The sequence below is a fragment of the Polynucleobacter sp. MWH-P3-07-1 genome (assembly GCF_018687555.1).
In the GTDB taxonomy this organism is placed as follows: Bacteria; Pseudomonadota; Gammaproteobacteria; order Burkholderiales; family Burkholderiaceae; genus Polynucleobacter.
In genome coordinates this window covers 83,684-109,870 of sequence record NZ_CP061296.1, presented here as the reverse complement: position 1 = coordinate 109,870, position 26,187 = coordinate 83,684, and the positions used below count along the sequence as shown (strand labels likewise).

Below are 26,187 nucleotides of genomic sequence, written 5' to 3'. Positions count from 1 at the left end.
CTTTAGGCCACCGTCAAAGTAGACAAGTGCTTACTTAGCAATGTAATCTTCAGCAGGCTTGTCGTTCAAGTGAGCCCAAGCATTTTTAGTTGCTGGAGAAAGCTCTAAACCAACGACGATGCCTTTAGGAGGAATGGGTGATAAAAACCATTTGTTCCAAAGCTTTGGCATATTGCCATTTTTTACAATCTTAGCAATGGCGGCATCGACAGCAGCCTTAAACTCTGGATCATTTTTTGGAAGCATAATGGCGATTGGCTCAACGCTTAAAGGCTCGCCTACAATCTTAAAGTCTTTTGGATTTTTCGCATTTGCAATATTACCCGCCAGAATAGAGCCGTCCATCACGAACGCATCTGCACGACCTGTTTCTAGGAGCAGGAAGCTATCGGCATGATCTTTGCCATAGACTTCTTCAAACTTAATGTCCTTAGCCTTTTGATTTTTACGAATTAACTGAACAGAGGTGGTACCAGTGGTACTGGCGACTCTTTTACCATTCAAATCTTCAATTGATTTGATATTGGAATTTGCCTTAACAGCAATGCGAACCTCTTCCACATACAAAGTATCTGCAAATGCAACATCTTTACCCCGCGCAGTATTGTTAGTGGTAGTGCCGCACTCGATATCCACTGTGCCGTTTTGAACTAATGGCACCCGGTTTTGAGAAGTCACTGGCTGATAGTTAATTCTTAAGGTACTAATGCCGAGCTTATCTTTAATATCGCCTAGGATCATGCGGCAGATCTCGACGTGATACCCATCAAACCGGCTATCCCCGGTGGTGTAAGACATCGGAATAGATGACTCTCTAACGCCCATGGTGACTGCTCCAGTGGACTTGATTTTATCCAACGTAGGACTTGCTGCCATTGATGTCACCGAGCTTATGGCTAGCATTAAGCCAAACCAAAATACTGCATTTATATTGCCTTGAAACGATATTTTTTTCATTTTGATAATCTCCATTTTTTCCCATAACAGCTCAAATAAACACCAGAGCACAAGACCTAACGATCTCATTATGACAAAGAATTTGTCGGCTTCTTGTTTTTTTTAATTCCATCTTTTTTCAGGAAGGATTCAGTTTATTCATTGATTTGTTGTCGAGCAAAGAAAAAACCCACTGTGTTGCCACAGTGGGTTGATTTAATGCCTAACTAATTATTGACTAGCTTACGCTAGTGTCAAATTAGAAAGTGTGACGTACGCCAACACCATAGTTATTCATGTTGTAGGCACTAGGATTGGCAGTAGCAGATCCAAAGGATTGGTTAGACTGCTCCATCTGACCGTAGATCGCATACAAGTTAGTACGCTTGCTCAACCAATAGTTAGCACCAAGCTGGTAACCGCTCAGATTGGTTGTACCAGGTGTGTAAAGAGCGCTAGAGGCATTAAATGCAGCCTCAGGCTGGTACTTACCAATCGCTGCTAAAGCAAATACTTGAATAGCAGGAGTTACGTAAGAATTCACACCAATTTGGTTAGCTGTGTACTTTTGATAGTACAAAGGAGCACTTGCGGAAGTCGCTTTACGGTTAACGTACTGATAGAACGCCTTCAAGACACCGAAGTCGTAGTTAGCAGCAAGGTAAATACCCGCATCACGGACGTTGGAACCAGCAGAGACTGTTGAACTTGTATTTGAGTCAGTACCTTGACCGAACATAATTGGAGCTGTGGAAGCAGCAGCAGTATTGCTGAGTGCATTCAACTGCTGCCAGTTGGCTGTCAAGTTTAATTTAGTCCAGGTGTAGTCGAGGCCAAGTGCATAGCCATTGCTGCTTGCGTTACCGCCAACACCAGCACCTGCGCCACCAGCAGTTGTCTGTGTACTGCTCTTATTGTTAGCGATGATCATAGCGCGTGCGTCAAAACCTGAGAAAACATCAGATTTGAATTGCAAAGCGTTTGCAGTGCGGGTGTCGTAAGCAGCATTATTGCTCAAACCGAACTGGTTGCCGCCGAGGGAAGCAGAGTTAGATGCAGCAACTTGACCTTGAAGGCCCTTAACGCCGAGGGTAACCAAGTCACCACCCATGTTGTTAACACCGTTTGGTGAGGATGCCAAAACAGCGTCATAGATAACAGTGTTTTGTGAACCAGCCAAGAATGAACCAACGCCATTTTTCTTTAAACCAACAAAAGCCTGACGTGTTGTGGTAATTAAAGTTGTAGCAGATGGATCAACTGCAGTTTCATAGGTGAAGAGAGCAGACAAACCGCCGCCTAAATCTTCCATACCTTTGAAGCCGATGCGTGAAGTAGATTCACCACTTGAAACAACTCCAAGGCCAGTAGTCTTAACTACACCGGCTGAAGAGTTAACAGCACCACCAGTAGTGCCGTAGTTATTACCACCGATCAAACCCATATCGATGATGCCGTATACGGTTACGCTTGACTGAGCTTGAGCTGTGCCAGCAAGTGCACCAACAGCTGCGAGTGCGAATAGCGATTTTTTCATTCTTTAAATCTCCATAAATTGAAAGTAATGCCCAATAAAGCTGGGACCTATGAATTTTGCTGGTTTTGAACTACGAGACTGGGGGTTAGAGCAATTACAGACTCTTTTTGCTTGTCAAAAGGGAGTTTTTTGGCTTTCTTCGTTGTATCTCGGCAACAAGGGCTCTGTTTTCTATCTTTTTACTGCTTTGAATGACAAAATTGTCACATGGCAAGCCGTGAATTCTTAAAAATCCTCAGTTCTGCGCGACTAGGTGATGTATCTGCGCAACAAAATCTGGCTTCAGCCTATCTCAAGGGCTCTTTCAAAACCCCCATTCAGCCTGCAAATGCCTTGATTTGGCTGGAAAAGTCCTATTTTTCCATTACAAATCAATCACTTGAGATTAGTTCCTCAAATTTCAGTCAACTTTCATCACTTTATGAATTGATTGCCCAAATTCCCCTGATTGAGGTCTTCAAATCTCCTTCGTTTGGCTTTGCATGGGATCTTTTTTGGAAGCTCGCTGAAGAAAATTCAATACCAGCAAAGTGGCAACTCGCCAATTTACTAATGAACCCCGCTCATGCAGAACTACAAGCAGAGCTCAAGCAGTGGTTTAAAAATGAAAAGTCTTCATCAACAGTTGCAACATTATCGAAGTACAACTTTGAGAGCCTTCAGGAATTAGCCAAACAATATCTTCATGAGCTTGGAGATGCTGAATCAGCCTACCAATATTTAGCCAAAGAATTATTACTGCAACTTCAGCCCAAGAATCAGGCCCTGTCATCTCTGTGGGATGCTTGGGTAAATGATGGCAGCGAAGAAGCGCTCTATCGTTGCGCTGAGCTAGGCCTCACTAAAGCCAAGCTTGCTCTGGGTTTGCGACTCGCGCGCATTGATCAGAAGGAAGAGTTAGAAAAATCATCCGCTACTAAATCAAATGCTTCATTAAAAAAAGCAGCGCATTGGCTAGAGCTGGCTGCTAAAGATAGTGATCGAGATGCCTGGTTTGCTTTAGGTGAAATTTATCGGCGCCCTCAATTTTCTGGTTACAGCGCTGCAGAGAGTGATCGTTGCTTTGATCGTGCCGCTGATCTGGGACACCCTGAAGCTCAGTTTCGGAAAGGCGCCAACTTGTGGCGCAAGCGAGAAAAGTTAGAAGAGCCGGTTCGCGGTTTGCAAGCATCCTATTGGGTATGGCAAGCGCATCAGCAAGGTGTTAGTGAAGCAAGCGAATTGATACAGAAAATTCTGGAGAGCGTTCCCACTCCCAAACAGAATGATTGGCACGAACTTGCCACCTTGGCAGAGCATGCGCTGAACCACCATGCTGAACACAAGTTAGATGAAGAATGGATCTTGCTGTGTCATCGCCTGGTCATTGCCAATCAGTTTCAATTGAGCAAGGCGGAGTTACTCCTCTGTGAAGTCAGTCAGATGCAACATGAGCATTGTGTAGTGGTGGATATTCGTTGGGAATTGCCAAAAATATTACCTCGGCTCATTCAGATTGAGACGGTAAGTCAACGTCGCAGTTTGTTGGCCGCAGGGAAAGCCTTTGCAGGCATCCCTAGTGATCAAGAAGGCAACCTCAGACAAAGACGCTACCGATTTGATCGCGTGACGGACTGGCTGAAGACTCGGATCAATAAACGCCAGCCGGATGAATCAGATATAGAGCTCGCTTAATTCTCGTTGTCTTTTGGAACATACAGACGCGCAGCCAAAAGACCAATTTCGTAAAGCACGATCATGGGTAAAGCAAGCAATAGCTGAGACAGCACATCTGGCGGCGTGACTACCGCAGCAATAATGAAGGCGCCCACAATGACATAAGGGCGAATCTCTTTCAACTTCGCCAAGGTAACCATTCCCATGCGGACCAGGACTACGACTACCACTGGCACCTCAAATGTAATACCAAATGCCAAGAAGCTGGTCATGGCAAAACTCAGATAATTATCAATGTCAGTCGACATTTCCGCACCCAGTGGAGCGTTGTAACTCGCCATAAATTTAAAGACTGTTGGAAAGACCAAGAAATAAGCAAAAGCCATCCCAACAATAAATAGGGTGTAGCTACTAATCACCAGGGGCACAATTAATTTACGCTCGTGCAAATAGAGACCAGGCGCAATAAAGGCCCATAGTTGATACATCACGACTGGTAATGCAATCATAAAAGCAGCCAACATGGTGACCTTCATGGGCACAAAGAAAGAACCCGTCACATCAGTCACAATCATTTTGCCGCCAGCAGGCAATGCATTGAGTAAGGGCTGCGCAAAAAGATGAAAGATATCTGGCGCCCAATACACCAAGCCAGCAAACACAATCACAATGGCTAGACCCGCCTTGATGATCCGATCTCGCAATTCAAATAAATGCGATAGGAAGGATTCTTGCAATCCAGAATCTTCAGTGGAATGGTTTTCTGTCATGTAGAGCTAAAAATGGGTTTACTTGATGGCGCTATGGTGAAAGCGCTTCATTCTAGCTGCGCCAGATTGCACGCGCGCCCGAATTCCAGCAGACCGTTTAAACCACAAAGGTCTTGCTGCTCTTTTATTTGCCCAACTATTTCTACCTTGACGTTGCGTTCTCCGAATCACATCTTGCTCGCTAGGAATAGCCTCGGAGAAGTTCGTTGAGCTTGCCAAACCAATATCGGCTTGATCACTTAAATGCGTCGTCACTTCTTGTGCAGTGGAATGAATACTGTTCTCAACCTCTTTAAGGGCTGCCACACTGTCTTCCCGCAATTTTCTGAACTCTTCCATCTCCATTTGACGGTTGACTTCTGATTTCACCTCAGACATGTAACGCTGAGCGCGTCCAAATAAGTTCCCTGCGACACGCGCCACTTTAGGTAAGCGCTCTGGTCCGACCACAATTAAAGCGACGACCGCAATCAGCGCAAGTTTGGAAACCCCAAGATCAATCATGTGTAGTCATTGATGCTGACAAGATCACTTATTCAGATCTTTGGCTTGCACATCAACCGTTTTATCTGTAGCTGCACCACTTTGGGGGATTTGCTCTTTAGTTGTATCGGCACTATTCATGCCGTCTTTGAAACCTTTGACTGCACCGCCAAGATCTTGACCAATATTGCGTAATTTTTTGGTACCAAAAACCAACATCACAATCACCAAAACAATTAACCAATGCCAAATACTGAATGAACCCATCATTTTCTCCTTGGATTATTTTTTCCAGGGGCGTGGACCGCCCAAAACATGTAAATGCAGGTGATAGACCTCTTGTCCACCATCTGCGCCATTATTGACCATCACCCTAAAGCCGCCTTCTTTTCCAGGACGACAACCCTGCTCTTTGGCAAGACGAGGTGCTAATTCCATCATTCTACCGAGCAAAGGCGCATCTTGAGTCTGTGCAGCCTCCAACATCGGAATATGTTTCTTCGGAATCATTAAGAAATGGATTGGGGCACCAGGATTAATGTCCTTAAAGGCAAAGATTTCCTCGTCTTCATAGACCTTTTGCGAAGGAATCAGACCTTGGGCAATCTTACAAAATAGGCAATTAGGATCGTGACTCATCAGCTTTACTCTTGGCCAGTTGCTTTGCGAGCAGCCTTTTCTTCAATACCTGAGGTTCCCAAGCGACGATCTAGCTCAGCAATCACATCCTCTGGCCTCAAATGAAATTGGGATAAGGCAATCAAACAATGAAACCAGAGATCTGCCATCTCACCAACCAAGAGTTTTTGCTGCTCTGGAGCAAGCTGAGACTGACGAGCATCTTTAGCAGCCATAACTGCCTCGGTTGCCTCTTCACCGATTTTCTTCAGGATTCCATCATCGCCCTTTGAGAAGAGCAAAGCGGTATAGGAAGTCTTGGGGTCGATCTGGCCAGCCTTGAATGCATCTCGACGCTGATCCACGACATCAGCCAAATGGGCTAAGGCCGAATCCAAGCTTGATCCCGATTTTGCAGAATTATTCATGCCTCAATTTTATGTCTTTTGTCAGGCTAAGGCTTACTTGCCAGCTTTTGATTCATCTACCCAAGCCGATTTAGCACTATTCCATTTGAGGAAGAAACAGCTGTGCTCGCCCGTATGGCAAGCAATTCCGTCTTTTTGCTCTACTAGAAGCAAAATTGTATCGCCGTCACAATCTAAACGAATTTCTCTGACTTTTTGAGTATGGCCAGATTCCTCCCCTTTGTGCCACAGTTTTTGCCTTGAGCGGCTCCAATAGACAGCCTCACCTAAACGCAATGTTTCAAGCAAGGCGTCTCGATTCATCCAGGCCATCATTAAGACGTCTTTACTACCCACTTCTTGGGCAATGACTGGCACGAGGCTTTGTTCATTCCAGGAAATGGCATCCAGCCAGCCATCTGCCTGCAAGGATTGATTAGGGGTAAATGTGCTCATAGTCTTACTTTACTGCTAAATGCGCACTGGGATTCCTTGGCTGGCCATATATTCTTTTGCTTGCCCAACTGTGAATTCCCCATAATGAAAAATACTTGCAGCGAGGACTGCATCGGCGTGGCCTTTGGTGATGCCATCCACCAAATGCTGAAGATTGCCAACACCGCCAGAAGCGATTACGGGCACACTCACGGCTTTGCTAACTGCGGCAGTTAGCTCAAGATCAAAACCATCTTTACTGCCATCGCGATTCATACTGGTTAATAAAATTTCCCCAGCACCACGCTCAGTCACTTCTTTGGCCCAAGCAACAACATCAATACCCGTTGCTGTTCTGCCACCATGGGTAAATACTTCCCAAGTACCGCCTGCTGTTTGCTTAGCATCGATTGCCACCACAATGCATTGAGAACCATAATGAGCAGCAGCATCTGAAACTAAATCGGGATTGGCCACTGCGGAGGAATTCATACTCACTTTATCTGCACCAGCATTCAGTAAGCGGCGTACATCAGCTACCGCTCTCACACCACCACCAACCGTAAGCGGAATGAAAACCTGTGAAGCAACATCTTCAATGATGTGCAGAATCAGGTCGCGCCCATCGGATGTCGCAGTGATGTCCAAGAAAGTGAGCTCATCTGCGCCTTGTGTGTCGTAACGTCGCGCAATCTCAACCGGATCACCCGCATCGCGCAGACCTACAAAGTTCACACCCTTAACCACGCGGCCCGCAGTAACATCTAGGCAAGGAATAATTCTTTTAGTGAGCACTGTTACTAGCTAATTTTCTTAGCGTATTTGAGCGTCATCTCATCAGCGTATTTTTGCGCTTGAGTCAGATCAAGATCGCCAGCATAAATTGAGCGCCCTGCAATCACACCCATGACGCCCTCTTCTTCTACTGCACAGAGCGCTTCAATATCTTTGTTATTGGATAAACCACCGCTAGCAATCACGGGTATACGAACAGCCTGCGCCAGCTTCACGGTTGCCTCAAGGTTCACGCCCTTGAGCATGCCATCACGACCAATGTCGGTATAGATAATGGCTTCAGCGCCGTAGTCCTCAAATTTTTTACCGAGATCAATGACTTCGTGGCCAGTGATCTTGCTCCAGCCATCAGTTGCCACCTTCCCATCACGTGCGTCCAAGCCCACCATGATGTGTCCTGGAAAAGCGGTGCAAGCATCTTGCAAGAAACCAGGATTTTTTACGGCAGCGGTACCGATAATGACTGTACTGATGCCATCATCCAATAAACGCTCAATGGTTTCTAAATCACGAATGCCGCCACCGAGCTGTACCGGGATCTCATCACCGACTGCTTTGAGAATGGCCTTAATCGCTGCTTCATTTTTTAACTTGCCAGCAAAGGCGCCATTCAGATCTACCAAATGCAGACGACGCGCACCTTTTGCAATCCAATGCTTAGCCATCGCACCTGGATCTTCAGAAAAAACCGTAGCCTTATCCATGTCACCCTGCTCTAATCGAACGCAGTGGCCATCTTTTAAGTCAATTGCAGGAATCAGCAGCATGTCAAAATTTTAAGGTTGCCAAGAAACAAAGTTTTTATATAGTCGCAGCCCATATTCTGCACTCTTTTCTGGATGAAACTGCGTAGCAAAAATATTATCTCGCGTTACTGCAGAAGTAAACCAATTCCCATACTCAGTTGAACCGGCAATATTTTTTACCTCTTTTGGCACAACATAGTAGCTATGTACAAAATAGAAGCTCGTCAAATCCGGAATGCCTGCCCAAAGCGGGTGAGCGATATCCTGACGGACTTGATTCCAGCCCATGTGGGGGACTTTGTAATCCGAGCCATCAGCTTGTTTTTGTCCTTGCAATTCAAAACGACGCACCTCTCCTGGAATTAAACCCAAGCAAGTCGTGAACCGAGAACCAGGGCGAACCTCAGCGCTTTGATCAAAAAGCATTTGTTCGCCAACACAAACACCTAGCAAAGGCTTATTTTTGGCGGCCTCCAAAACCGCCTCCAACAAGCCGGAGTCTGTTAGTTGCTTCATGCAATCCGGCATGGCGCCCTGACCAGGGAGAACCACCCTCTGGGCCTGAGCAATTTCCTCAGGTCGCTGAGTCAACACAATATTGGCATCAGGGGCAACGTGATGAAAAGCTTGATACACAGAACGAAGATTGCCCATTCCGTAATCTACGATCGCAATGGTTTGCGCCAACTTTTAACCTATTTTCCGTTTAGTCTTGGTCCAGCAAGTTCTGGATTAGAGGCTGCCTTTGGTTGAGGGAACAGCACCCGAAGCACGGGGGTCGATCGCCAAAGCCATTCTTAATGCGCGACCAAAGGCCTTGAAGACTGTCTCAATCTGGTGATGGGCGTTAATGCCCCGAATATTATCGATGTGCAAAGTGACCCCGGCGTGATTCACGAAGCCACGGAAAAACTCAATACTCAGATCCACATCAAAATCACCCACTCGGGCACGCGTAAAGGGCACATTAAATTCCAGGCCGGGACGGCCAGAAAAATCAATCACGACTCTGGACAAGGTTTCATCTAGTGGGACATAAGAGTGCCCATAACGCGTAATGCCCGCTTTATCGCCAACCGCTTTTGCAAAAGCCTGGCCCAAAGTAATGCCGACATCCTCAACGGTATGGTGGTCATCAATATGGGTATCACCCTTTGCAAGCACTTTAAGATCAATCATTCCATGGCGTGCAATTTGATCAAGCATGTGATCCAAAAAAGGGACGCCTGAGGCTAATTCAGCCTTACCAGTTCCATCCAAATTAATGGAAATATCGATTTTGGTTTCCGAAGTGTTTCGGGTAACGTCAGCTTGCCGCATACTTCATAGCGCCGTGAGGCGAAGTGTTGAATGAAGCCTCATAATATCATTCCTACTAGATATAGAAATAGCGTAATTCACTGGTTTCACCCTAAATATAATTTTAATCATTGACTTGAGTACCCCATGAGCCGTTTTTGGAGCCCCGTTGTAGCTACACTCACGCCCTATGTTCCGGGGGAGCAGCCGCAAATGCAGCGCTTGGTTAAGCTCAATACCAATGAGAGCCCCTATGGTCCCTCTCCTAAAGCATTGACCGCGATTCAAAGTCAGACTACTGATGATCTTCGACTGTATCCTGATCCTGAGAGCAAAGCTCTCAAGGCTGCGATTGCAAAGCTACATGGGCTAGAAGCAAATCAAGTGTTTGTTGGTAACGGCTCCGATGAAGTTCTAGCACATCTTTTTTTAGCGCTATTCAAGCAAAAGCAACCCATCTTATTTCCAGATATCACCTATAGCTTTTACCCCGTTTATTGCAAACTCTATGGGATTGAATATCAAACGATGCCATTGGGCCCAGAATTCGAGATCAATGCCACTGACTATGAAGTGCCTAATGGCGGAATTATTTTTCCCAATCCCAATGCACCTACTGGTCGATCTATTCCGCGTACAGAGATTGCAGCCCTACTAAAAAGAAATTCAGGCTCTGTTTTAGTCATCGATGAAGCCTACGTGGATTACGGAACTGAATCTTCCATTCCACTTTTGCGTGGACCCAACTGCCCAGAAAATTTACTCGTGGTGCACACCCTATCCAAATCACGGGCTTTAGCAGGTCTTCGGGTTGGCTTTGCAGTAGGACATCCCGATTTGATCGCCGGACTAGAAAGAGTCAAAGATAGTTTTAACTCCTACCCATTGGGCAGGCTCGCGCAGGCTGGGGCAGTTGCCGCGGTCGAAGATCAAGCCTATCTTGAGCGCACCTGTTCAAAAGTGATGCAGACACGTGAGCAATTAGTTGAAGCGCTTAGCGCTTTGGGTTTTGACACTTTACCTTCAAGCGCCAACTTTATTCTAACTAAGCATCCAAAACATGCTGGCGAAAAACTCTATCAAGCGCTTCGTGAACGCGGCATTATCGTGCGCCACTTTAAGACTCCACGTATTGCGGATTTCTTGAGAATCACCATTGGTACGGATGAGCAAACCCAAGAATTACTCTCAGCACTGCAAGAAATCTTGAATTAGTATTTGCTTTACTTCTTGAGACGCATCTCTGCTGCACGTGCATGCGCTTGCAGACCCTCACCATGAGCCAGGGTACTGGCTACTTGACCTAAAGTCTGTGCACCTGCTTCGCTGACCTCAATCATGCTTGAGCGCTTGATGAAATCGTAAACGCCCAAGGGGGAAGAAAAGCGTGCTGTACGAGCGGTTGGTAATACGTGGTTGGGTCCGGCGCAATAATCGCCTAGCGATTCACTCGTATAGTTACCCATAAAGATAGCGCCAGCATGGCGAATCTTCTCAGCCCATAGGCGAGGCTCAGCTGCACAAATCTCTAAGTGCTCAGCCGCAATAGCATTGGCAATCTCGCAAGCCTCATGCATATCTTTCACCTGAATAAGTAAAGCGCGATTCTTCAACGAAGTCTCAATGACTTGCTTTCTGGGCATCTCAGGCAATAACCGATCAATACTGGCCTGTACTTTTTCAATAAATGCTGCATCTGGACACAGCAAAATTGACTGAGCCAATTCATCATGCTCAGCTTGCGAGAACAAATCCATCGCAATCCAATTAGGATCAATCGAGCCATCACACAGAATCAAAATTTCCGATGGGCCTGCAATCATATCGATGCCAACCGTACCAAATACGCGGCGCTTAGCTGCAGCGACATACGCATTACCGGGACCAACAATTTTATCGACTGAAGGAATGGTTTGAGTGCCATAAGCCAAAGCTGCAACGGCTTGCGCCCCACCAATCGTGAAGACCCGATCAACTCCAGAGATCCATGCAGCCGCCAATACTAGAGAGTTGCGGGCTCCATCAGGAGTGGGCACCACCATCATGACTTCTTGAACACCAGCAACTTTTGCAGGTATCGCATTCATTAATACCGATGAAGGGTATGCCGCTTTACCACCAGGCACATAAATTCCCACCCGATCCAGAGGTGTCACTTTTTGCCCTAAGCGAGTACCGTCTTTCTCGGTGTATTCCCAAGAATGGCAACCCGCTTCTTTTCTCTGTTGCTCGTGATAAGCCCGTACTCTCTGCGCTGCAATATCTAAGGCATTTTTTTGCTCTGATGACAATTGCAGATAGGCGGCCTCAAGATCGCTCTTAGGAATCTCTAGTTCAGCAACACTGTTGACATTGAGGCGATCAAATTGTTTGGTAAAACCCAAGACAGCAGTGTCACCGTCAGACTTCACTTGATTGAGAATATTGACTACAGCCGCATCAATCGCTGCGTCGTCAGCCATCGGTAAAGACAGGCTGCCCAATAATTTCTCTTTAAAGTTCGCATCTAGACTATTCAGACGCTGAATTGAAATTGCTACAGTCATTGTTTTACTTCAATTGCTCAAAAAAGGGCTGCAGTTGATCGCGCTTCCGTTTATAGGAGGCTTGATTGACAATTAAACGTGCACTAATATCGGCGATTGGTTCGACCTCTACCAAACCGTTTGCACGCAAAGTGTTGCCAGTAGAAACTAAGTCTACGATCGCATCGGCCAAACCAACTAAAGGCGCCAACTCCATCGAACCATATAGTTGAATCGTATCGATGTGAACACCTTTATTCGCAAAGTGTTCGCGTGCGCAATTCACATACTTTGTCGCAACTCGTAAGCGTGAGCCCTGCTTGACTGCTGCTGCATAGTCAAATCCTTCGCGCACTGCTACTGACATTCGACACTTGGCAATATTGAGATCAAATGGCACATATAGTCCATCGACTCCTTTTTCCATCAAAATATCGAGGCCAGCCACTCCAAAGTCAGCGCCACCAAATTGCACATAGGTTGGCACATCTGAGGCACGCACAATAATCAAGCGCACGTCAGGATTAGAGGTTTCAATAATGAGTTTGCGTGACTTCTCAGGATCTTCCAGCGGCCGAATGCCGACCTTGGACAAGATCTCTGCGGTTTCTTCGAAAATGCGCCCCTTTGAGAGGGCTAGAGTCAACTTCATGGACTAATTATCCATCAGCCTTACTTAACGCGCTGAATGTTGGCCCCCAAGAGGGTCAGCTTTTGCTCCATACGGTCATAACCCCTATCCAGATGATAGATCCGGTCAACCTGAGTTTCCCCTTGAGCAGCCAAGCCAGCAATCACCAAACTTGCTGAGGCCCGCAAATCCGTGGCCATAACGATGGCTCCTGAAAGCTGTTCAACGCCCTGCGCTATCGCAGTGTTACCCTCAATCGCAATATCTGCCCCCAAGCGATTGAGTTCTTGGACGTGCATAAAGCGATTCTCAAAAATGGTTTCGGTAATGCTGGCACTTCCTGAAGCAAGTGCATTGACTGCCATCAGCTGTGCCTGCATATCCGTTGGAAAGGCTGGATATTCGGAAGTTCTAAAGCTCACTGCCTTTGGACGAGAATGCATCGAAGCCTTGATCCAATCGGCACCCACTTCTATTTTGAGGCCCGCTTCTTTGAGTTTGACAATTACCGCATCCAATGTATCTGGACGGCAGTGCTTCAAAGTAATTTCTCCACCAGCTGCTGCTACTGCACACAGAAAGGTGCCCGCTTCAATCCGATCGGGAATTACAGAATGTTCCGCTCCATGCAGACTTTCAACACCTTCAATGATCAGGCGATCAGTTCCAATTCCGGAAATCTTTGCTCCCATTTTGACGAGCAGCTCAGCAAGATCGCTCACCTCTGGCTCGCGAGCAGCATTTTCTAAGACGGTAGTGCCTGAGGCTAAAGTGGCAGCCATCAACAGATTTTCGGTGCCAGTAACCGTAATCATGTCGGTCACAATCGAAGCGCCCAACAAACGATTCAACGGCGTCTGAGTTTCTGCCTGAATGTAGCCGCTCTCAATCTTGATCTTTGCGCCCATCGCCTTCAAACCCTTGATGTGCTGATCGACTGGACGCGCACCAATCGCGCAGCCCCCAGGCAAAGAGACTTTAGCGCTATGCATGCGGGCAAGTAATGGCCCCAGCACCAAGATTGAAGCGCGCATAGTTTTCACCATTTCGTAAGTTGCTTCGGAGCTTTTGATCTTGGCAGCATTGAGAATTAAGTGGGTGCGGTCATTGGCGTCTGGATACTCAACAGTCACCCCAATCTCTTGCAGAAGCTTAAGCATCGTTCTGACATCTTGTAATTCTGGAACATTACGTAAAGTAATGGCTTGATCTGTGAGAAGGCAAGCACACAAAATCGGGAGGGCTGCATTTTTTGCTCCCGCTATCACAACCTCTCCCTTGAGGGGCGTGCCACCCACCATACGCAATTTATCCATGATTCTGCTCAAACTCTTCGGGGGTAAATGCTTTGATCGAAAGTGCGTGTACCTCTGCCTTCATACGATCGCCCATTGCGGCATAAACCAATTGATGGCGCTGCACCAGACGTTTGCCGACAAAATCGGGGCTCACGATAGTAGCAAAAAAGTGTTGGCCATCGCCCTCAACCTCAATATGTGTGCAGGCAATACCTTGCTGAATATAGCTTTCAATTTGCTCGGGGGTGGGCAACATCACAATCTCCTAATACTGATTAATGCTTTAACTTATAGCCTGTTTGCAGCATTCGCAATGCAATCGCAGATACGCAAATGAGGAAGCTGCCAATGATAGTCAAACTGGTCCAAGGAGACACATCTGATACCCCGAAGAATCCATAACGAAATCCATCAATCATGTAGAAGAATGGATTAAAGCGTGAGATAGCCTGCCAAATTGGGGGAAGCGAGTGAATTGAATAGAAGACTCCAGACAACATCGTCGCCGGCATGATGAAGAAGTTCTGAAAGGCTGCAAGCTGATCAAATTTATCAGCCCAAATTCCAGCAATCAGTCCAAGACTTCCCAGCACTGCTGCACCGAGAAAGGCAAAAATAATAATCCACAGAGGATATTCCAGCGCAGGTAAGCCATACCAGGCGGTAATCAAAAATACGCCGAAGCCCACCACGACTCCACGAAAAACCGCAGCCAATACATATGCTGAAAAGAACTCAAAATGACTTAGCGGGGTAAGCAGGATAAACACCAGATTGCCAGTAAGCTTTGATTGAATCAAAGAGGAGGAAGTGTTGGCAAAGGCATTTTGTAAGAGGCTCATCATGACTAAACCGGGGATTAAGAAGGCCGTATAACTGATATGGCCATAGACCTCTTTCCCCTCCAAGACATGCCCAAAAATCATTAAGTACAAAATGGCAGTTAAAACGGGAGCAGCTACTGTCTGAAAGGCAACCTTATAAAAGCGTTTAATCTCTTTACGCAAGAGGGTTGGGAAGCCGCTCCCATACTTCAAAGTGTTTTTCTCCATCACGCTACTCATGAAGCATGTCCTGACATGATGTTCATAAACACTTCTTCTAAATCGGTTTTACCTTCACCATCTTTTTTCACTGAACCATACCGACTCAATAAATTCGATGTCGTATCTAAGGCAACAATATTGCCGTGCTTGAGCATGGCGATGCGCTGGCAAAGTGCCTCCGCCTCTTCAAGATAGTGAGTGGTCAAGACGATGGTATGTCCATCTTGATTTAAGCGACTAATAAATTGCCAAAGTGATTGACGCAATTCAACGTCAACACCTGCGGTTGGTTCATCCAAAATAATCACGGGGGGTCTATGCACTAAAGCCTGTGCAACTAAGACACGACGCTTCATGCCGCCGGATAAAGAGCGCATATTGCTATCGGCTTTGCCGGTAAGATCCAAATTGGCCATGATCTCATCTATCCATGCGCCATTATTACGAATCCCAAAATATCCAGATTGGAACTGCAAAGTCTCTCTAACCGTAAAGAAGGGATCGAACACCAATTCTTGGGGAACCACTCCAAGCATACGGCGCGCTTGACGAAAATCTTTTTGTACATCCGCACCCATAATGGCTGCATGACCATGATCAGCTTTTACCAAGCCAGCCAAGATTGAAATCAGGGTTGTTTTACCTGCGCCGTTTGGACCCAATAAACCAAAAAACTCACCCTGTTCTATCTTGAGCGAAACCTGATCCAAGGCCTGCAATGCACCATAGTTTTTTGAAATAGCTTGAATCGAAATTGCAGCGCTCATATTAGCTCAGACCTAATAGGGCAGATACGCCATAGACATTAGCAAGCACCTTTAGTTTTTCAGGGGCATGATGAATGGCAATGGATTGATCTTTTTCCTGTAATTTTTTTTGCCATGCCAATAGCACCGTCAATACAGTGGAATCAAAATCGACTAATTGTGAACAGTCGATCGCTTGAAGGCTTGCGATATTGAGTAAGCCTTCATTTTCAAGAGCAACTACATTTGCTTGTGTAACTTTGCTAGGCAAGGAAAATGGCATTGAAATCGACTTATGAATTCGCAGGTTTAGCGGAAGCCAATTGCTTATTGCGGTCTTGTAAAAACTTCACTAAGCCATCAATGCCATTTTGACTAATTTGATTTGAGAACTGGTTACGGTAAGCCTCAACCAGCCATACACCCATGATGTTCATATCGTAGACTTTCCAGCCGTTTGGCGTTTTTTCCAAACGGTAATCCAATGGCACTGGATCACCGTGACCCAATACAACGGTTTTCACAGTAACCTCTTGATCATCGGGTGCTGCTCTCAATTGCTTAAATTGCACAGTCTGATCTCTCAGCTGACTTAAAGCGCCAGAATAAGTACGAATCAGCAAATTCTTGAATTCAGCAATCAATTGAGCCTGTTGTTCAGGAGTCGCTTTTTTCCAGTTAGGGCCCATTGCCATTTCGGTAGTGCGACGCATATCGGTATAGGGAACAATCTTTTTTTCTACTAGATCGACAATCTTAGGGATATTTCCTTTTTGAATTTCTGGATCAGACTTTACAGAGCTCATCACATCCGACACCACGCTTTTGATTAAGCCATCTGGAGTCGACTGATCAGGGGCTTGTGCATATGCATTCACGCTCAGCACGAGAGCACAAAACAGGAACGTAAACCACTGTCGAATTGTGAAAGGGTATTTCATAGATTCCTAGATTTGAATAAAGCAGAGTAGGCCCTTATTTTAGCTCTCGAATAGGGAATATCGTTATTCGTAGGGATTTTCGTAGACAGGCATCTGAGGTTCCTCATCGTCCCGACCTTCATTAATTTGATACTTGCGTCGCTGAATATAAGCATCACGTAAAAAGCTGTATTTATCAATTGCAGCGCCATCCAATAAATCACCTGCCTCATAGTAGGTATTACGGGCATTGACCACGCGCAAGCCCGTTAAGCTATTACGCAATCCCACATTGGGAATATATTTAAAGAGGTAGTCCGTTTCTAAATCAGCCACCGTACCGAAGGTATCGCGGACAGAACTGGGTCCAAAGAAGGGCAGAACTACGTAAGGGCCTGAAGGAACCCCCCAAACCCCGAAGGTTTGTCCAAAATCTTCTTTGTGTTTTTCTAAACCGCCAGGAGTAGCAAGGTCAATCAGGCCGCCAAGACCCATCGTCGTATTCACGACAACTCGCATCAGATCGTTAAATGCATAGTCGGGCTTGCCTTGCAATAAATTATTCAGTGCAGTGTAGATATCGTTGTAGTTGCTGAAGAAGTTATAAATACCTTCGCGAACAAATTCAGGTAAGACAAAACGATAGCCAGCTACGACGGGCTTCAAAACATATGCATCTAAGCCTTCGTTGAACTCAAAGACAGAACGATTAAATGGCTCCCATGGATCATCAGGGGAAGGCGGAACACCAGCCGGGATGGAAGCACAGCCAAACATCAAGGCCAATAGACTAAGCACAACAAGACGTTTAAAACTTAGCCATGCGTTCATTACTTAGCGGCACCTTTATCTTGACCGCTATCGGCAGCTTTGTTGTAAAGGAATTGACTAATCAAGTTTTCTAAAACAATGGCTGATTGAGTCTGAGTAATTTTTCCATTATCTGCCAACATCTCATCTGAACCGCCAGCCTCAAGGCCGATATATTGTTCGCCCAATAAGCCTGAAGTCAAAATCTTGGCTGATGAGTCTTTAGGAAATTGATAAGTCTGATCAATCGTCATCACGACTGTTGCTTGGTAGGTTTTATCGTCAAAAGAAATATTGGCAATTCGGCCAACAACCACGCCGGCACTTTTGACTGGCGCACGCGGTTTCAAGCCACCAATATTGTCAAAACGTGCAGATACTTTATAAGTTGGCTGGAATGACACAGCATTCATATTGCCCACTTTCAAAGCAAGAAAGAGTGCTGCCAATAAACCCAAGGCAACAAAAATTCCCACCCAAATATCAATTGCACTTTTTCTCATATGAGCCCTAGTTTATCTTTCTAATTTGAAAACATCATGGCGGTCAATAAAAAATCCAGTGCCAGGACTGACAAGGAAGAAACGACTACCGTTCGAGTGGTTGCTTGCGATACGCCCTCGGGGGTAGGCTTTGCCTCATAACCCTGATAAAGCGCTATGAAAGTCACTGCAACACCAAAAACAAGACTTTTGATCAGGCCATTGCCAATATCCGAGAATAGGTCTACCCCGCCCTGCATTTGTGACCAGAAAGCACCCGAGTCCACGCCAATGAGCGGGACGCCTACAAAATAACCGCCCATCACGCCGACCGCAGTGAAGATCGTTGCCAAGATCGGCATCGCAATAATACCGGCCCAAAGACGAGGAGCAATCACCCTGGCCAATGGGTCTACAGCCATCATTTCCATAGCACTTAATTGCTCTCCAGCTTTCATCAGCCCAATTTCAGCGGTAAGTGAAGTGCCTGCGCGGCCCGCAAACAATAAGGCAGTAATTACTGGTCCCAGCTCTCTTGTAAGTGAGAGTGCTACTAGTAAACCTAAAGCCTGTTCAGAACCGTAGCGATTCAGCGTGTAGTAACCCTGTAAGCCGAGAACAAAGCCAACAAATAATCCTGAAACTGCAATGATCACAAATGAATGATTGCCTACAAATAAAATTTGATCAATCACTAAACGTGGTCTTTTTAGCAGAAAGGTAGAGCGATAGATTGCAGCAGTAAACATTCTTGCTGCCAAACCTAAGCTGGTCAGGTTTCGACGAACAAAGAAACCAAGACTCCCAAAAAGATCGAGCACGGTATGCAAAATCATCATGTGTTTCTCAATCCAAAATCTTGAGCCAAACTTGGGCCAGGATAATTAAAGGGTACTGGGCCATCTGGTGAGGCATCTAGGAATTGACGCACAAAAGGATCCGTTGAACGGCTTAGCTCTTCGGGTGTACCTTCTGCGCCAATACGACCATTGGCAATGAAGTAAACATAGTCTGCAATTGCAAAAGTTTCTTCAACGTCGTGCGTTACCAGCAAACTGGTAGCGCCAAGTGCATTATTTAAATCCCGGATCAATCGCGCTGTAATGCCCAAGGAAATCGGATCGAGACCTGCAAAGGGCTCGTCATACATGATCAGCGGCGGATCTAAAGCAATAGCACGGGCTAGTGCAACGCGCCGAGCCATTCCACCAGAAATTTGAGCGGGCATCAAATCACGCGCTCCACGCAAGCCAACGGCATTGAGCTTCATCAACACTAAGGAACGCAATAGCTCTTCAGTTAAATCCGTATGCTCACGCAAAGGAAATGCGACGTTTTCATAAACACTTAAATCTGTAAAGAGCGCGCCGAACTGAAAAAGCATTCCCATGCGACGGCGTGCATTCATCAACTGCGCAGAATTCATTCTGCCGATATCTTGGCCTTCAAATAAAACCTGACCTGATTGAGCGGCGTATTGTCCGCCAATGAGTCTGAGAATAGTAGTCTTACCGCAACCAGACCCACCCATGACGGCGACTACTTGTCCGCGCTTGAACTCCATATTGAGCCCAGAGAGAATCTGCCGCTCTTCAGGCGCATAAGCAAAGTTCACATCCCGAACCGAGACAACAACATCACCCGCAATGGATTCGGGTTTCCCTTGGCTGCTTTGCAAAGTGGAGCAGTTGTCGTCAGTCATGCCGCATATTATCGCGGTAAGACTGATGATCCCATTAAATATTCATCAACCGCTTGCGCGCACTGGCGACCTTCACGAATTGCCCAAACCACTAAAGACTGACCACGACGCATATCACCCGCAGCAAATACCTTAGAAACATTCGTTTGATAAGCTTTTTGGCCGTCTACAGTTGCTTTGGCATTGCCACGCGCATCTTTTTCAACACCAAAAGCACTCAATACTTGTTGCGCTGGAGACACAAAGCCCATAGCTAACAGTACCAGATCGGCTTTAATCTCGAACTCAGAGTTTGGCATTTCTGACATTTTGCCGTCTCTCCACTCCAGGCGAACACCAATCAGTTTCTCCACTTTGCCATTTTTACCTTCAAAGCGTTTTGTTGCCACAGACCAATCGCGCTCACAACCTTCTTCATGCGAGGAGGATGTGCGCAATTTCGTTGGCCAGTAGGGCCATACCAAAGACTTGTTTTCTTCCTCTGGAGGCTGAGGCAACAACTCAAACTGAGTCACCTTACTTGCACCATGGCGGTTTGAGGTACCCACACAATCAGAACCAGTATCGCCACCGCCAATCACGACAACATGCTTATCGGTCGCACGAATCTCATTCTTTAAATCACCAGCATTTTCTTTGTTCTGAGGAATCAAAAACTCTAAGGCGTAATGCACACCAGCCAAGTCACGTCCAGGCACTGGTAAGTCACGGGGTTGTTCTGCACCACCAGTAATAACTACCGCATCAAAATCTTTCATCAGTTGATCTGGTGAGACGGTTTTGGTGGCGTAGTTTTTTACCTCAGCACCAATGGCCTCTTTTCCAATAAAGACACTGGTTTCAAACTTCACGCCCTCGGCTTGCATTTGCTCAACACGACGATCAATCAGCCACTTCTCCATTTTGAAATCAGGAATGCCATAGCGCAACAATCCGCCAACTCGATCATTTTTTTCAAACACGGTGACATCGTGGCCAACACGCGCTAACTGTTGGGCTGCAGCCATACCAGCAGGCCCGCCACCAACGATGGCTACTTTTTTACCAGTCTTGATTTTCGATGGCTGCGGTTTAACCCAACCGTTTTCCCAGCCTTTATCAATAATGGCGTGCTCAATGGATTTAATGCCAACTGGCGCTTTATTAATTCCTAATGTACAAGCAGCTTCACATGGTGCGGGGCAAATCCGCCCCGTGAACTCTGGGAAATTATTGGTAGAGTGCAAAACTTCTAAGGCATTTTTCCAATCATTGTGGAATACCAAATCATTGAAATCAGGAATGATGTTGTTTACTGGGCAACCACTGTTACAAAATGGAATGCCGCAATCCATACAGCGCGCACCTTGCACCTTTGCCTGCTCATCAGTTAGCGCATGAACAAACTCTTTGTAATGATGCAGGCGCTTTACAGGAGCCTCGTAGGTTTCATCTACCCGCTCAAACTCCATAAATCCAGTGATCTTACCCATATCTAATCCTTAGTATTGATTCTTTGTATTCACATTCGTTAAGCAGCAACAGGAGCATTTTGGGATTTTTCCCAAAGCTCGCCCAAGGCCCGCTTATATTCGGTTGGAAGCACTTTCACAAATCGTGTGCGCGATTTATCCCAATCAGCCAATAGAGACTTAGCACGCTCTGATCCGGTGTGACGGAAATGACGCTCAATGAGCTCTTTCAGAATCTGCTCATCCGTTAAACGTTCGCCGCCATCTTTTACATCGATTGGTGCGTGCCATTGAGACTTAGGCATTTTGGCAATCTGCTCAGCAGATGGCAGAACTTTTTCAAGACTCGCCATACTCGTGTTGCAGCGCTTTTCAAATAAACCATCTTCGTCATACACATAAGCAATACCACCGCTCATCCCTGCAGCAAAATTACGGCCAGTATTACCCAAGACCACAACTGTTCCGCCTGTCATGTATTCACAGCCATGATCGCCGGTGCCCTCAACGACTGCAGTGGCACCAGAGTTACGCACTGCAAAACGCTCTCCAGCAACACCATTGAAGAAAGCTTCTCCGCCGATAGCACCATACAGAACGGTGTTACCAACAATAATATTGCGAGCAGTATCACCACGGAACTCATGGGGAGCGCGCACGATGACACGACCGCCGGATAATCCTTTGCCCACATAGTCGTTACCATCGCCGACTAAATCGAGCGTAACGCCCTTTGCTAAGAATGCAGCAAAGCTTTGTCCAGCAGTTCCATTGAGTTGAATATGAATCGTGTCATCTGGTAAGCCAGCGTGACCATAGCGTTGAGCGACTTCACCCGATAACATCGCCCCCACTGTGCGATTAACGTTCTTCACAGGAACAATGAAAGAGACTTTCTCGCCTCGCTCCAAAGCAGGCTCACTCTTCTCAATCAAAATGTTGTCTAACGCACTGCCAAGGCCATGCTCTTGTGTGAGCACTTGATAGCGTGGTACATCAGCAGCAACGTCGACCTGAGAAAAAATCTTACTGAAATCCAAGCCATGGACTTTCCAGTTCTCGATGCCCTTGCGGGTATCTAATAAATCTACTCGACCGATTAAATCATCAAACTTACGAATGCCTAATTGCGCCATGATCTCACGCGCCTCTTCAGCAATGAAGAAGAAGAAATTCACCACATGCTCTGGCTTGCCTGAAAACTTTTTACGCAATTCAGGATCTTGAGTAGCAACGCCAACTGGGCATGTATTCAAATGACACTTGCGCATCATGATGCAACCCTCAACAACTAATGGTGCTGTAGCGAAACCAAATTCATCCGCACCCAATAAAGCGCCAATGACCACATCACGCCCGGTCTTCATTTGACCATCAGCCTGAACACGGATACGACTCCGCAAACCATTCAATACCAAGGTTTGTTGGGTTTCAGCCAAGCCAAGCTCCCATGGGGAACCAGCATGCTTAATAGAAGAAAGTGGTGAAGCGCCTGTGCCACCATCATGTCCGGCAATCACCACATGATCTGCTTTTGCTTTGGCAACTCCAGCAGCAATCGTACCAACGCCAACTTCAGAAACCAATTTCACTGAAATATCTGCTGCAGGATTCACATTTTTCAAATCATGAATCAGCTGTGCCAAATCCTCGATTGAATAAATGTCATGGTGTGGAGGAGGAGAAATCAAGCCAACGCCTGGTACCGAGAAACGCAACATACCAATATAGTCTGAGACTTTCCCGCCTGGGAGTTGTCCACCCTCACCTGGCTTAGCGCCCTGCGCCATTTTGATCTGGATTTGATCAGCAGAACGCAAATATTCTGTTGTTACCCCAAAGCGCCCGGAAGCAACTTGCTTGATTTTGGAGCGCAATGAGTCGCCATCTTGCAGGGGAATATTCACCTCAACAACATCGTCACCCAAGATGCTTGCTAAAGTCTCACCCCGCTTAATCGGAATACCTTTTAATTCTTTAATGTAACGATTCGGATCTTCACCGCCTTCGCCGGTATTCGACTTACCACCAATTCGGTTCATTGCAATTGCCAAAGTCGCATGCGCCTCAGTCGAGATGGAACCTAAAGACATTGCGCCGGTAGCAAAGCGTTTCACAATTTCTTTAGCTGGCTCCACCTCATCCAGGGGGATTGCTTTAATGGGATCAATCTTGAACTCAAATAAACCACGCAAAGTCATTTGACGCTTGCTTTGGTCATTGATGATGTTGGCGTACTCTTTATAAGTCTGATAGCCCTTCTCAACACCAATGCGAGTGGAGTGCTGCAATTTCGCAATCGTGTCAGGTGTCCACATATGGTTTTCACCACGCACGCGGAAAGCATATTCACCACCGGCATCGAGCATATCTTCTAATACAGGGTCGTCGCCAAAAGCGGCTTGATGCATTCTTAAAGCTTCTTCAGCAACATCAAATACTCCAATACCGCCGACATTTGAAGGCGTGCCCTTGAAATATTGATTAATCACATCATGGTTGAGGCCAATAGCTTCAAAAATCTGTGATCCGGTATACGACATATAAGTTGAAATGCCCATCTTGGACATCACTTTTTGCAATCCCTTACCGACAGCCTTGACAAAGTTCTTGATGGCCTTCTCAGGCGATAAATCGCCTGTCAGACCTTTTGCCATTTCAGCAAGCGTTTCCATCGCAAGGTAGGGATGAATAGCTTCTGCGCCATAACCAGCTAGCAGCGCAAAATGATGTGTCTCGCGAGCACTTCCGGTTTCAACCACCAAACCGACGCTGGTGCGCAATCCTTTTTCTACTAGATGCTGATGAATTGCTGAGGTAGCCAATAACGCAGGAATAGCAACGTGTTGCTCATCCACTTGACGATCGCTCACAATCAAAATGTTATAGCCCGAACGGACTGCATCTGCAGCTTCCGCACAAAGTGAAGCAAGTCGCGCTTCGATACCGGCCTTGCCCCAAGCTGCTGGATAACAGATATCCAACTCGTATGAGCGGAACTTACCGTTGGTGTAATGGCCAATATGACGAATCTTCGTGATGTCATCAAAATCCAAAATGGGCTGACTGACTTCTAAGCGCATTGGAGGATTGATGTTGTTGGTGTCTAATAAATTGGGCTTAGGTCCAATAAAGGACACTAAAGACATCACCATGTTTTCACGAATCGGATCAATCGGAGGATTGGTCACCTGTGCAAACAATTGTTTAAAGTAGTTATAGAGGGGTTTGTTCTTGTTAGAGAGCACAGCCAATGGGCTGTCGTTACCCATGGATCCAATTGCCTCTTCTCCGTTTTGCGCCATTGGTGCCATCAGATATTTAATATCTTCTTGGGTGTATCCAAATGCTTGCTGACGGTCTAACAGTTTTGCTGCAGGACGAATCGTTGTTTTTTCGTCGATCAGGTCTGCTTGGCTTGCATCTACTTCATCAAGCTTAATACGCACTGCATCGATCCAGCTCTTATAGGGCTTGGCTTTCGAGACGGCATTTTTGAGTTCAACGTCATCAATGATGCGTCCTTGCTCCATATCGATGAGGAACATTTTGCCCGGTTGTAAGCGCCACTTTTGGACGATCTTGCTATCGGGAATTGGCAGTACGCCCGCCTCTGATCCCATGACGACCAAATCATCATCGGTGACGTAGTAACGCGCTGGACGCAATCCATTTCTGTCGAGTGTGGCACCAATTTGGCGGCCATCAGTAAAAGCCATCGCTGCCGGACCATCCCATGGCTCCATCATTGACGCGTGATATTCATAGAATGCACGACGGTTATCGTCCATCAAAGTATGTTGTTCCCATGCCTCTGGAATCATCATCATCATGGCCTGCGCCAGCGGATAGCCAGCCATGACCAACAACTCTAAGCAGTTATCAAAGCAAGCGGTATCTGATTGACCTGGATAAATGAGTGGCCATAGTTTTTTCAGGTCGTCGCCCAAGACAGGCGAGCTAATAGCACCTTCACGAGCATTAACCCAATTGACGTTACCCTTAACGGTATTAATTTCTCCGTTGTGCGCAATCATGCGGTAAGGGTGAGCCAATTCCCATGCAGGGAATGTATTGGTTGAGAAACGTTGGTGCACTAAGGCTAGGGCCGAGATAGTGCGCGCATCCTTTAAATCTTCGTAATACGCTCCCACTTGGTTTGCCAGGAGCAAGCCTTTATAAACAATAGTACGAGCGGACATTGAAGCAACAAAATATTCTTTTCCGTGCTTCAAATGCAAATCCTGAATGGCGTGACTTGCCGTTTTTCGAATGACGTATAACTTTCGTTCTAATGCGTCAGTTGTCATGATGTCGCGACCACGTCCAATAAATATTTGACGGATAAAAGGCTCGGTCATTCGGACGGTAGGTGACATTGGCAATTGCACATCGATGGGTACATCTCTCCAGCCGAGTACTACCTGACCTTCTAATCGAACAGTGCGTTCTAATTCTTGTTCGCATGCGAGACGTGATGCATTTTCTTTTGGCAGAAAAATCATGCCAACACCGTACTCACCTAAGGGCGGCAAAGTGATGCCCTGCTTTGCCATCTCTTCTCGATATAAGGCATCAGGAATCTGAATCAGGATTCCAGCACCGTCACCCATCAACGGATCAGCGCCAACCGCACCCCGATGATCTAAGTTCTCAAGAATCTTTAATCCTTGAGCAACGATCTCATGTGATTTCTTGCCCTTAATGTGAGCAACAAATCCTACGCCGCAGGCGTCGTGTTCATTTTGAGGATCGTACAAACCTTGTGCGATTGGACGAATTGGGGTGCCGAATGATGTTTTCATGATTCTTCCGTGAGCCTTAATGGCTTTATTACTTTTGGAGGATCAAATATAGGGGAATACCCCTCTCGATGCAATAGAAATTAAATGAC

At 46.3% G+C, this 26,187-nt stretch carries 27 protein-coding genes and 1 pseudogene; 2 read left to right on the top strand and 26 right to left on the bottom strand.

Annotation, left to right across the window (positions count from 1 at the left end):
• Positions 1–30 precede the first annotated feature (30 nt).
• Together ICU98_RS00635 and ICU98_RS00630 are read right to left on the bottom strand one after the other, a co-directional pair.
• Positions 31–903, bottom strand: coding sequence for an amino acid ABC transporter substrate-binding protein (locus ICU98_RS00635; protein ID WP_215337035.1), 873 nt, complete (start codon positions 901–903; stop codon positions 31–33).
• A gap of 292 nt (positions 904–1,195) precedes the next feature.
• Positions 1,196–2,473 carry a porin gene (locus tag ICU98_RS00630; protein ID WP_215352245.1) on the bottom strand — a complete coding sequence of 426 codons (1,278 nt, stop codon included), beginning with the start codon at positions 2,471–2,473 and terminating at the stop codon, positions 1,196–1,198.
• A 207-nt stretch (positions 2,474–2,680) separates the two neighbouring features.
• On the opposite strand from ICU98_RS00630, the gene ICU98_RS00625 reads away from it, so the two are divergent.
• Positions 2,681–4,147 carry a sel1 repeat family protein gene (locus tag ICU98_RS00625; protein ID WP_215352243.1) on the top strand — a complete coding sequence of 489 codons (1,467 nt, stop codon included), beginning with the start codon at positions 2,681–2,683 and terminating at the stop codon, positions 4,145–4,147.
• Here the strand turns inward: ICU98_RS00625 and tatC are convergent.
• Genes tatC through hisB form a run of 10 tightly spaced genes read right to left on the bottom strand, consistent with a single transcriptional unit; the run spans position 4,144 to position 9,703 of the window.
• The gene (gene tatC / locus ICU98_RS00620) at positions 4,144–4,899 is read right to left on the bottom strand and encodes a twin-arginine translocase subunit TatC (protein WP_215336759.1); all 756 of its coding nucleotides are present in this window, start codon (positions 4,897–4,899) and stop codon (positions 4,144–4,146) included. The genes ICU98_RS00625 and tatC overlap by 4 nt on opposite strands.
• Positions 4,900–4,917: 18 nt before the next feature.
• A complete protein-coding gene (gene tatB / locus ICU98_RS00615) occupies positions 4,918–5,403 on the bottom strand; it encodes a Sec-independent protein translocase protein TatB (RefSeq protein ID WP_215288768.1) in 486 nt (161 codons plus the stop codon).
• A 24-nt stretch (positions 5,404–5,427) separates the two neighbouring features.
• Entirely contained in the window at positions 5,428–5,649 is a 222-nt protein-coding gene (tatA, locus tag ICU98_RS00610) for a Sec-independent protein translocase subunit TatA (protein ID WP_215337033.1), read from the bottom strand.
• 15 nt (positions 5,650–5,664) lie between these two features.
• Positions 5,665–6,021, bottom strand: a complete 357-nt coding sequence (locus ICU98_RS00605; RefSeq protein ID WP_215272013.1) for a histidine triad nucleotide-binding protein — start codon at positions 6,019–6,021, stop codon at positions 5,665–5,667.
• A gap of 5 nt (positions 6,022–6,026) precedes the next feature.
• Positions 6,027–6,428 carry a phosphoribosyl-ATP diphosphatase gene (locus tag ICU98_RS00600; protein ID WP_215336756.1) on the bottom strand — a complete coding sequence of 134 codons (402 nt, stop codon included), beginning with the start codon at positions 6,426–6,428 and terminating at the stop codon, positions 6,027–6,029.
• 33 nt (positions 6,429–6,461) lie between these two features.
• Complete coding sequence (gene hisI / locus ICU98_RS00595) at positions 6,462–6,863, bottom strand: phosphoribosyl-AMP cyclohydrolase (protein WP_215336754.1); 402 nt, start codon at positions 6,861–6,863, stop codon at positions 6,462–6,464.
• Between the two features lie 15 nt (positions 6,864–6,878).
• Positions 6,879–7,637, bottom strand: a complete 759-nt coding sequence (gene hisF, locus ICU98_RS00590) for an imidazole glycerol phosphate synthase subunit HisF (RefSeq protein ID WP_215272847.1) — start codon at positions 7,635–7,637, stop codon at positions 6,879–6,881.
• A gap of 5 nt (positions 7,638–7,642) precedes the next feature.
• Positions 7,643–8,404 carry a 1-(5-phosphoribosyl)-5-[(5-phosphoribosylamino)methylideneamino]imidazole-4-carboxamide isomerase gene (hisA, locus tag ICU98_RS00585; protein ID WP_215336752.1) on the bottom strand — a complete coding sequence of 254 codons (762 nt, stop codon included), beginning with the start codon at positions 8,402–8,404 and terminating at the stop codon, positions 7,643–7,645.
• Positions 8,405–8,413: 9 nt separating this feature from the next.
• The gene (gene hisH / locus ICU98_RS00580) at positions 8,414–9,070 is read right to left on the bottom strand and encodes an imidazole glycerol phosphate synthase subunit HisH (RefSeq protein ID WP_215352241.1); all 657 of its coding nucleotides are present in this window, start codon (positions 9,068–9,070) and stop codon (positions 8,414–8,416) included.
• A 45-nt stretch (positions 9,071–9,115) separates the two neighbouring features.
• Entirely contained in the window at positions 9,116–9,703 is a 588-nt protein-coding gene (gene hisB / locus ICU98_RS00575) for an imidazoleglycerol-phosphate dehydratase HisB (RefSeq protein WP_215272844.1), read from the bottom strand.
• Positions 9,704–9,829: 126 nt separating this feature from the next.
• Here hisB and hisC point away from each other — a divergent pair, with 126 nt between their 5' ends.
• Positions 9,830–10,897 (top strand): histidinol-phosphate transaminase, encoded by a 1,068-nt coding sequence (gene hisC, locus ICU98_RS00570; RefSeq protein WP_215352239.1) that lies wholly within the window; start codon positions 9,830–9,832, stop codon positions 10,895–10,897.
• A gap of 8 nt (positions 10,898–10,905) precedes the next feature.
• On the opposite strand, the gene hisD is transcribed toward hisC, so the two are convergent.
• The 14 genes and pseudogenes from hisD to ICU98_RS00500 all read right to left on the bottom strand — a co-directional run bounded on the left by hisD (position 10,906) and on the right by ICU98_RS00500 (position 26,098).
• The gene (hisD, locus tag ICU98_RS00565) at positions 10,906–12,228 is read right to left on the bottom strand and encodes a histidinol dehydrogenase (RefSeq protein ID WP_215352237.1); all 1,323 of its coding nucleotides are present in this window, start codon (positions 12,226–12,228) and stop codon (positions 10,906–10,908) included.
• A 4-nt stretch (positions 12,229–12,232) separates the two neighbouring features.
• Positions 12,233–12,859 (bottom strand): ATP phosphoribosyltransferase, encoded by a 627-nt coding sequence (gene hisG / locus ICU98_RS00560; RefSeq protein ID WP_112202681.1) that lies wholly within the window; start codon positions 12,857–12,859, stop codon positions 12,233–12,235.
• 20 nt (positions 12,860–12,879) lie between these two features.
• The gene (gene murA / locus ICU98_RS00555) at positions 12,880–14,154 is read right to left on the bottom strand and encodes a UDP-N-acetylglucosamine 1-carboxyvinyltransferase (protein ID WP_215352235.1); all 1,275 of its coding nucleotides are present in this window, start codon (positions 14,152–14,154) and stop codon (positions 12,880–12,882) included.
• Complete coding sequence (locus ICU98_RS00550) at positions 14,147–14,392, bottom strand: BolA family protein (RefSeq protein WP_215336739.1); 246 nt, start codon at positions 14,390–14,392, stop codon at positions 14,147–14,149. Before ICU98_RS00550 ends, murA begins: the two co-directional genes overlap by 8 nt.
• A gap of 19 nt (positions 14,393–14,411) precedes the next feature.
• A complete protein-coding gene (locus ICU98_RS00545; protein WP_215272838.1) occupies positions 14,412–15,200 on the bottom strand; it encodes an ABC transporter permease in 789 nt (262 codons plus the stop codon).
• A 65-nt stretch (positions 15,201–15,265) separates the two neighbouring features.
• Positions 15,266–15,949: pseudogene (locus ICU98_RS00540) on the bottom strand (ABC transporter ATP-binding protein); the annotation flags it as partial.
• Between the two features lies 1 nt (position 15,950).
• Positions 15,951–16,211: a lipid asymmetry maintenance protein MlaB gene (locus ICU98_RS00535; protein ID WP_215352231.1), complete on the bottom strand. Its 261-nt coding sequence runs from the start codon at positions 16,209–16,211 to the stop codon at positions 15,951–15,953.
• A gap of 10 nt (positions 16,212–16,221) precedes the next feature.
• Positions 16,222–16,869: a phospholipid-binding protein MlaC gene (locus ICU98_RS00530; RefSeq protein ID WP_215336733.1), complete on the bottom strand. Its 648-nt coding sequence runs from the start codon at positions 16,867–16,869 to the stop codon at positions 16,222–16,224.
• 63 nt (positions 16,870–16,932) lie between these two features.
• Complete coding sequence (locus ICU98_RS00525) at positions 16,933–17,679, bottom strand: VacJ family lipoprotein (RefSeq protein ID WP_215336731.1); 747 nt, start codon at positions 17,677–17,679, stop codon at positions 16,933–16,935.
• On the bottom strand, positions 17,679–18,161 hold the full coding sequence (mlaD, locus tag ICU98_RS00520; RefSeq protein ID WP_215336729.1) for an outer membrane lipid asymmetry maintenance protein MlaD: 483 nt from the start codon (positions 18,159–18,161) through the stop codon (positions 17,679–17,681). The genes ICU98_RS00525 and mlaD overlap by 1 nt, the downstream gene beginning before the upstream one ends.
• 20 nt (positions 18,162–18,181) lie before the next feature.
• Positions 18,182–18,979 carry a lipid asymmetry maintenance ABC transporter permease subunit MlaE gene (mlaE, locus tag ICU98_RS00515; RefSeq protein ID WP_251365350.1) on the bottom strand — a complete coding sequence of 266 codons (798 nt, stop codon included), beginning with the start codon at positions 18,977–18,979 and terminating at the stop codon, positions 18,182–18,184.
• Entirely contained in the window at positions 18,976–19,842 is an 867-nt protein-coding gene (locus ICU98_RS00510) for an ABC transporter ATP-binding protein (RefSeq protein ID WP_251365349.1), read from the bottom strand. The genes mlaE and ICU98_RS00510 overlap by 4 nt, the downstream gene beginning before the upstream one ends.
• Before the next feature lie 8 nt (positions 19,843–19,850).
• Positions 19,851–21,314: a glutamate synthase subunit beta gene (locus ICU98_RS00505; RefSeq protein ID WP_215352229.1), complete on the bottom strand. Its 1,464-nt coding sequence runs from the start codon at positions 21,312–21,314 to the stop codon at positions 19,851–19,853.
• Between the two features lie 38 nt (positions 21,315–21,352).
• Positions 21,353–26,098 (bottom strand): glutamate synthase-related protein, encoded by a 4,746-nt coding sequence (locus tag ICU98_RS00500; protein ID WP_215352227.1) that lies wholly within the window; start codon positions 26,096–26,098, stop codon positions 21,353–21,355.
• Positions 26,099–26,187 lie beyond the last annotated feature (89 nt).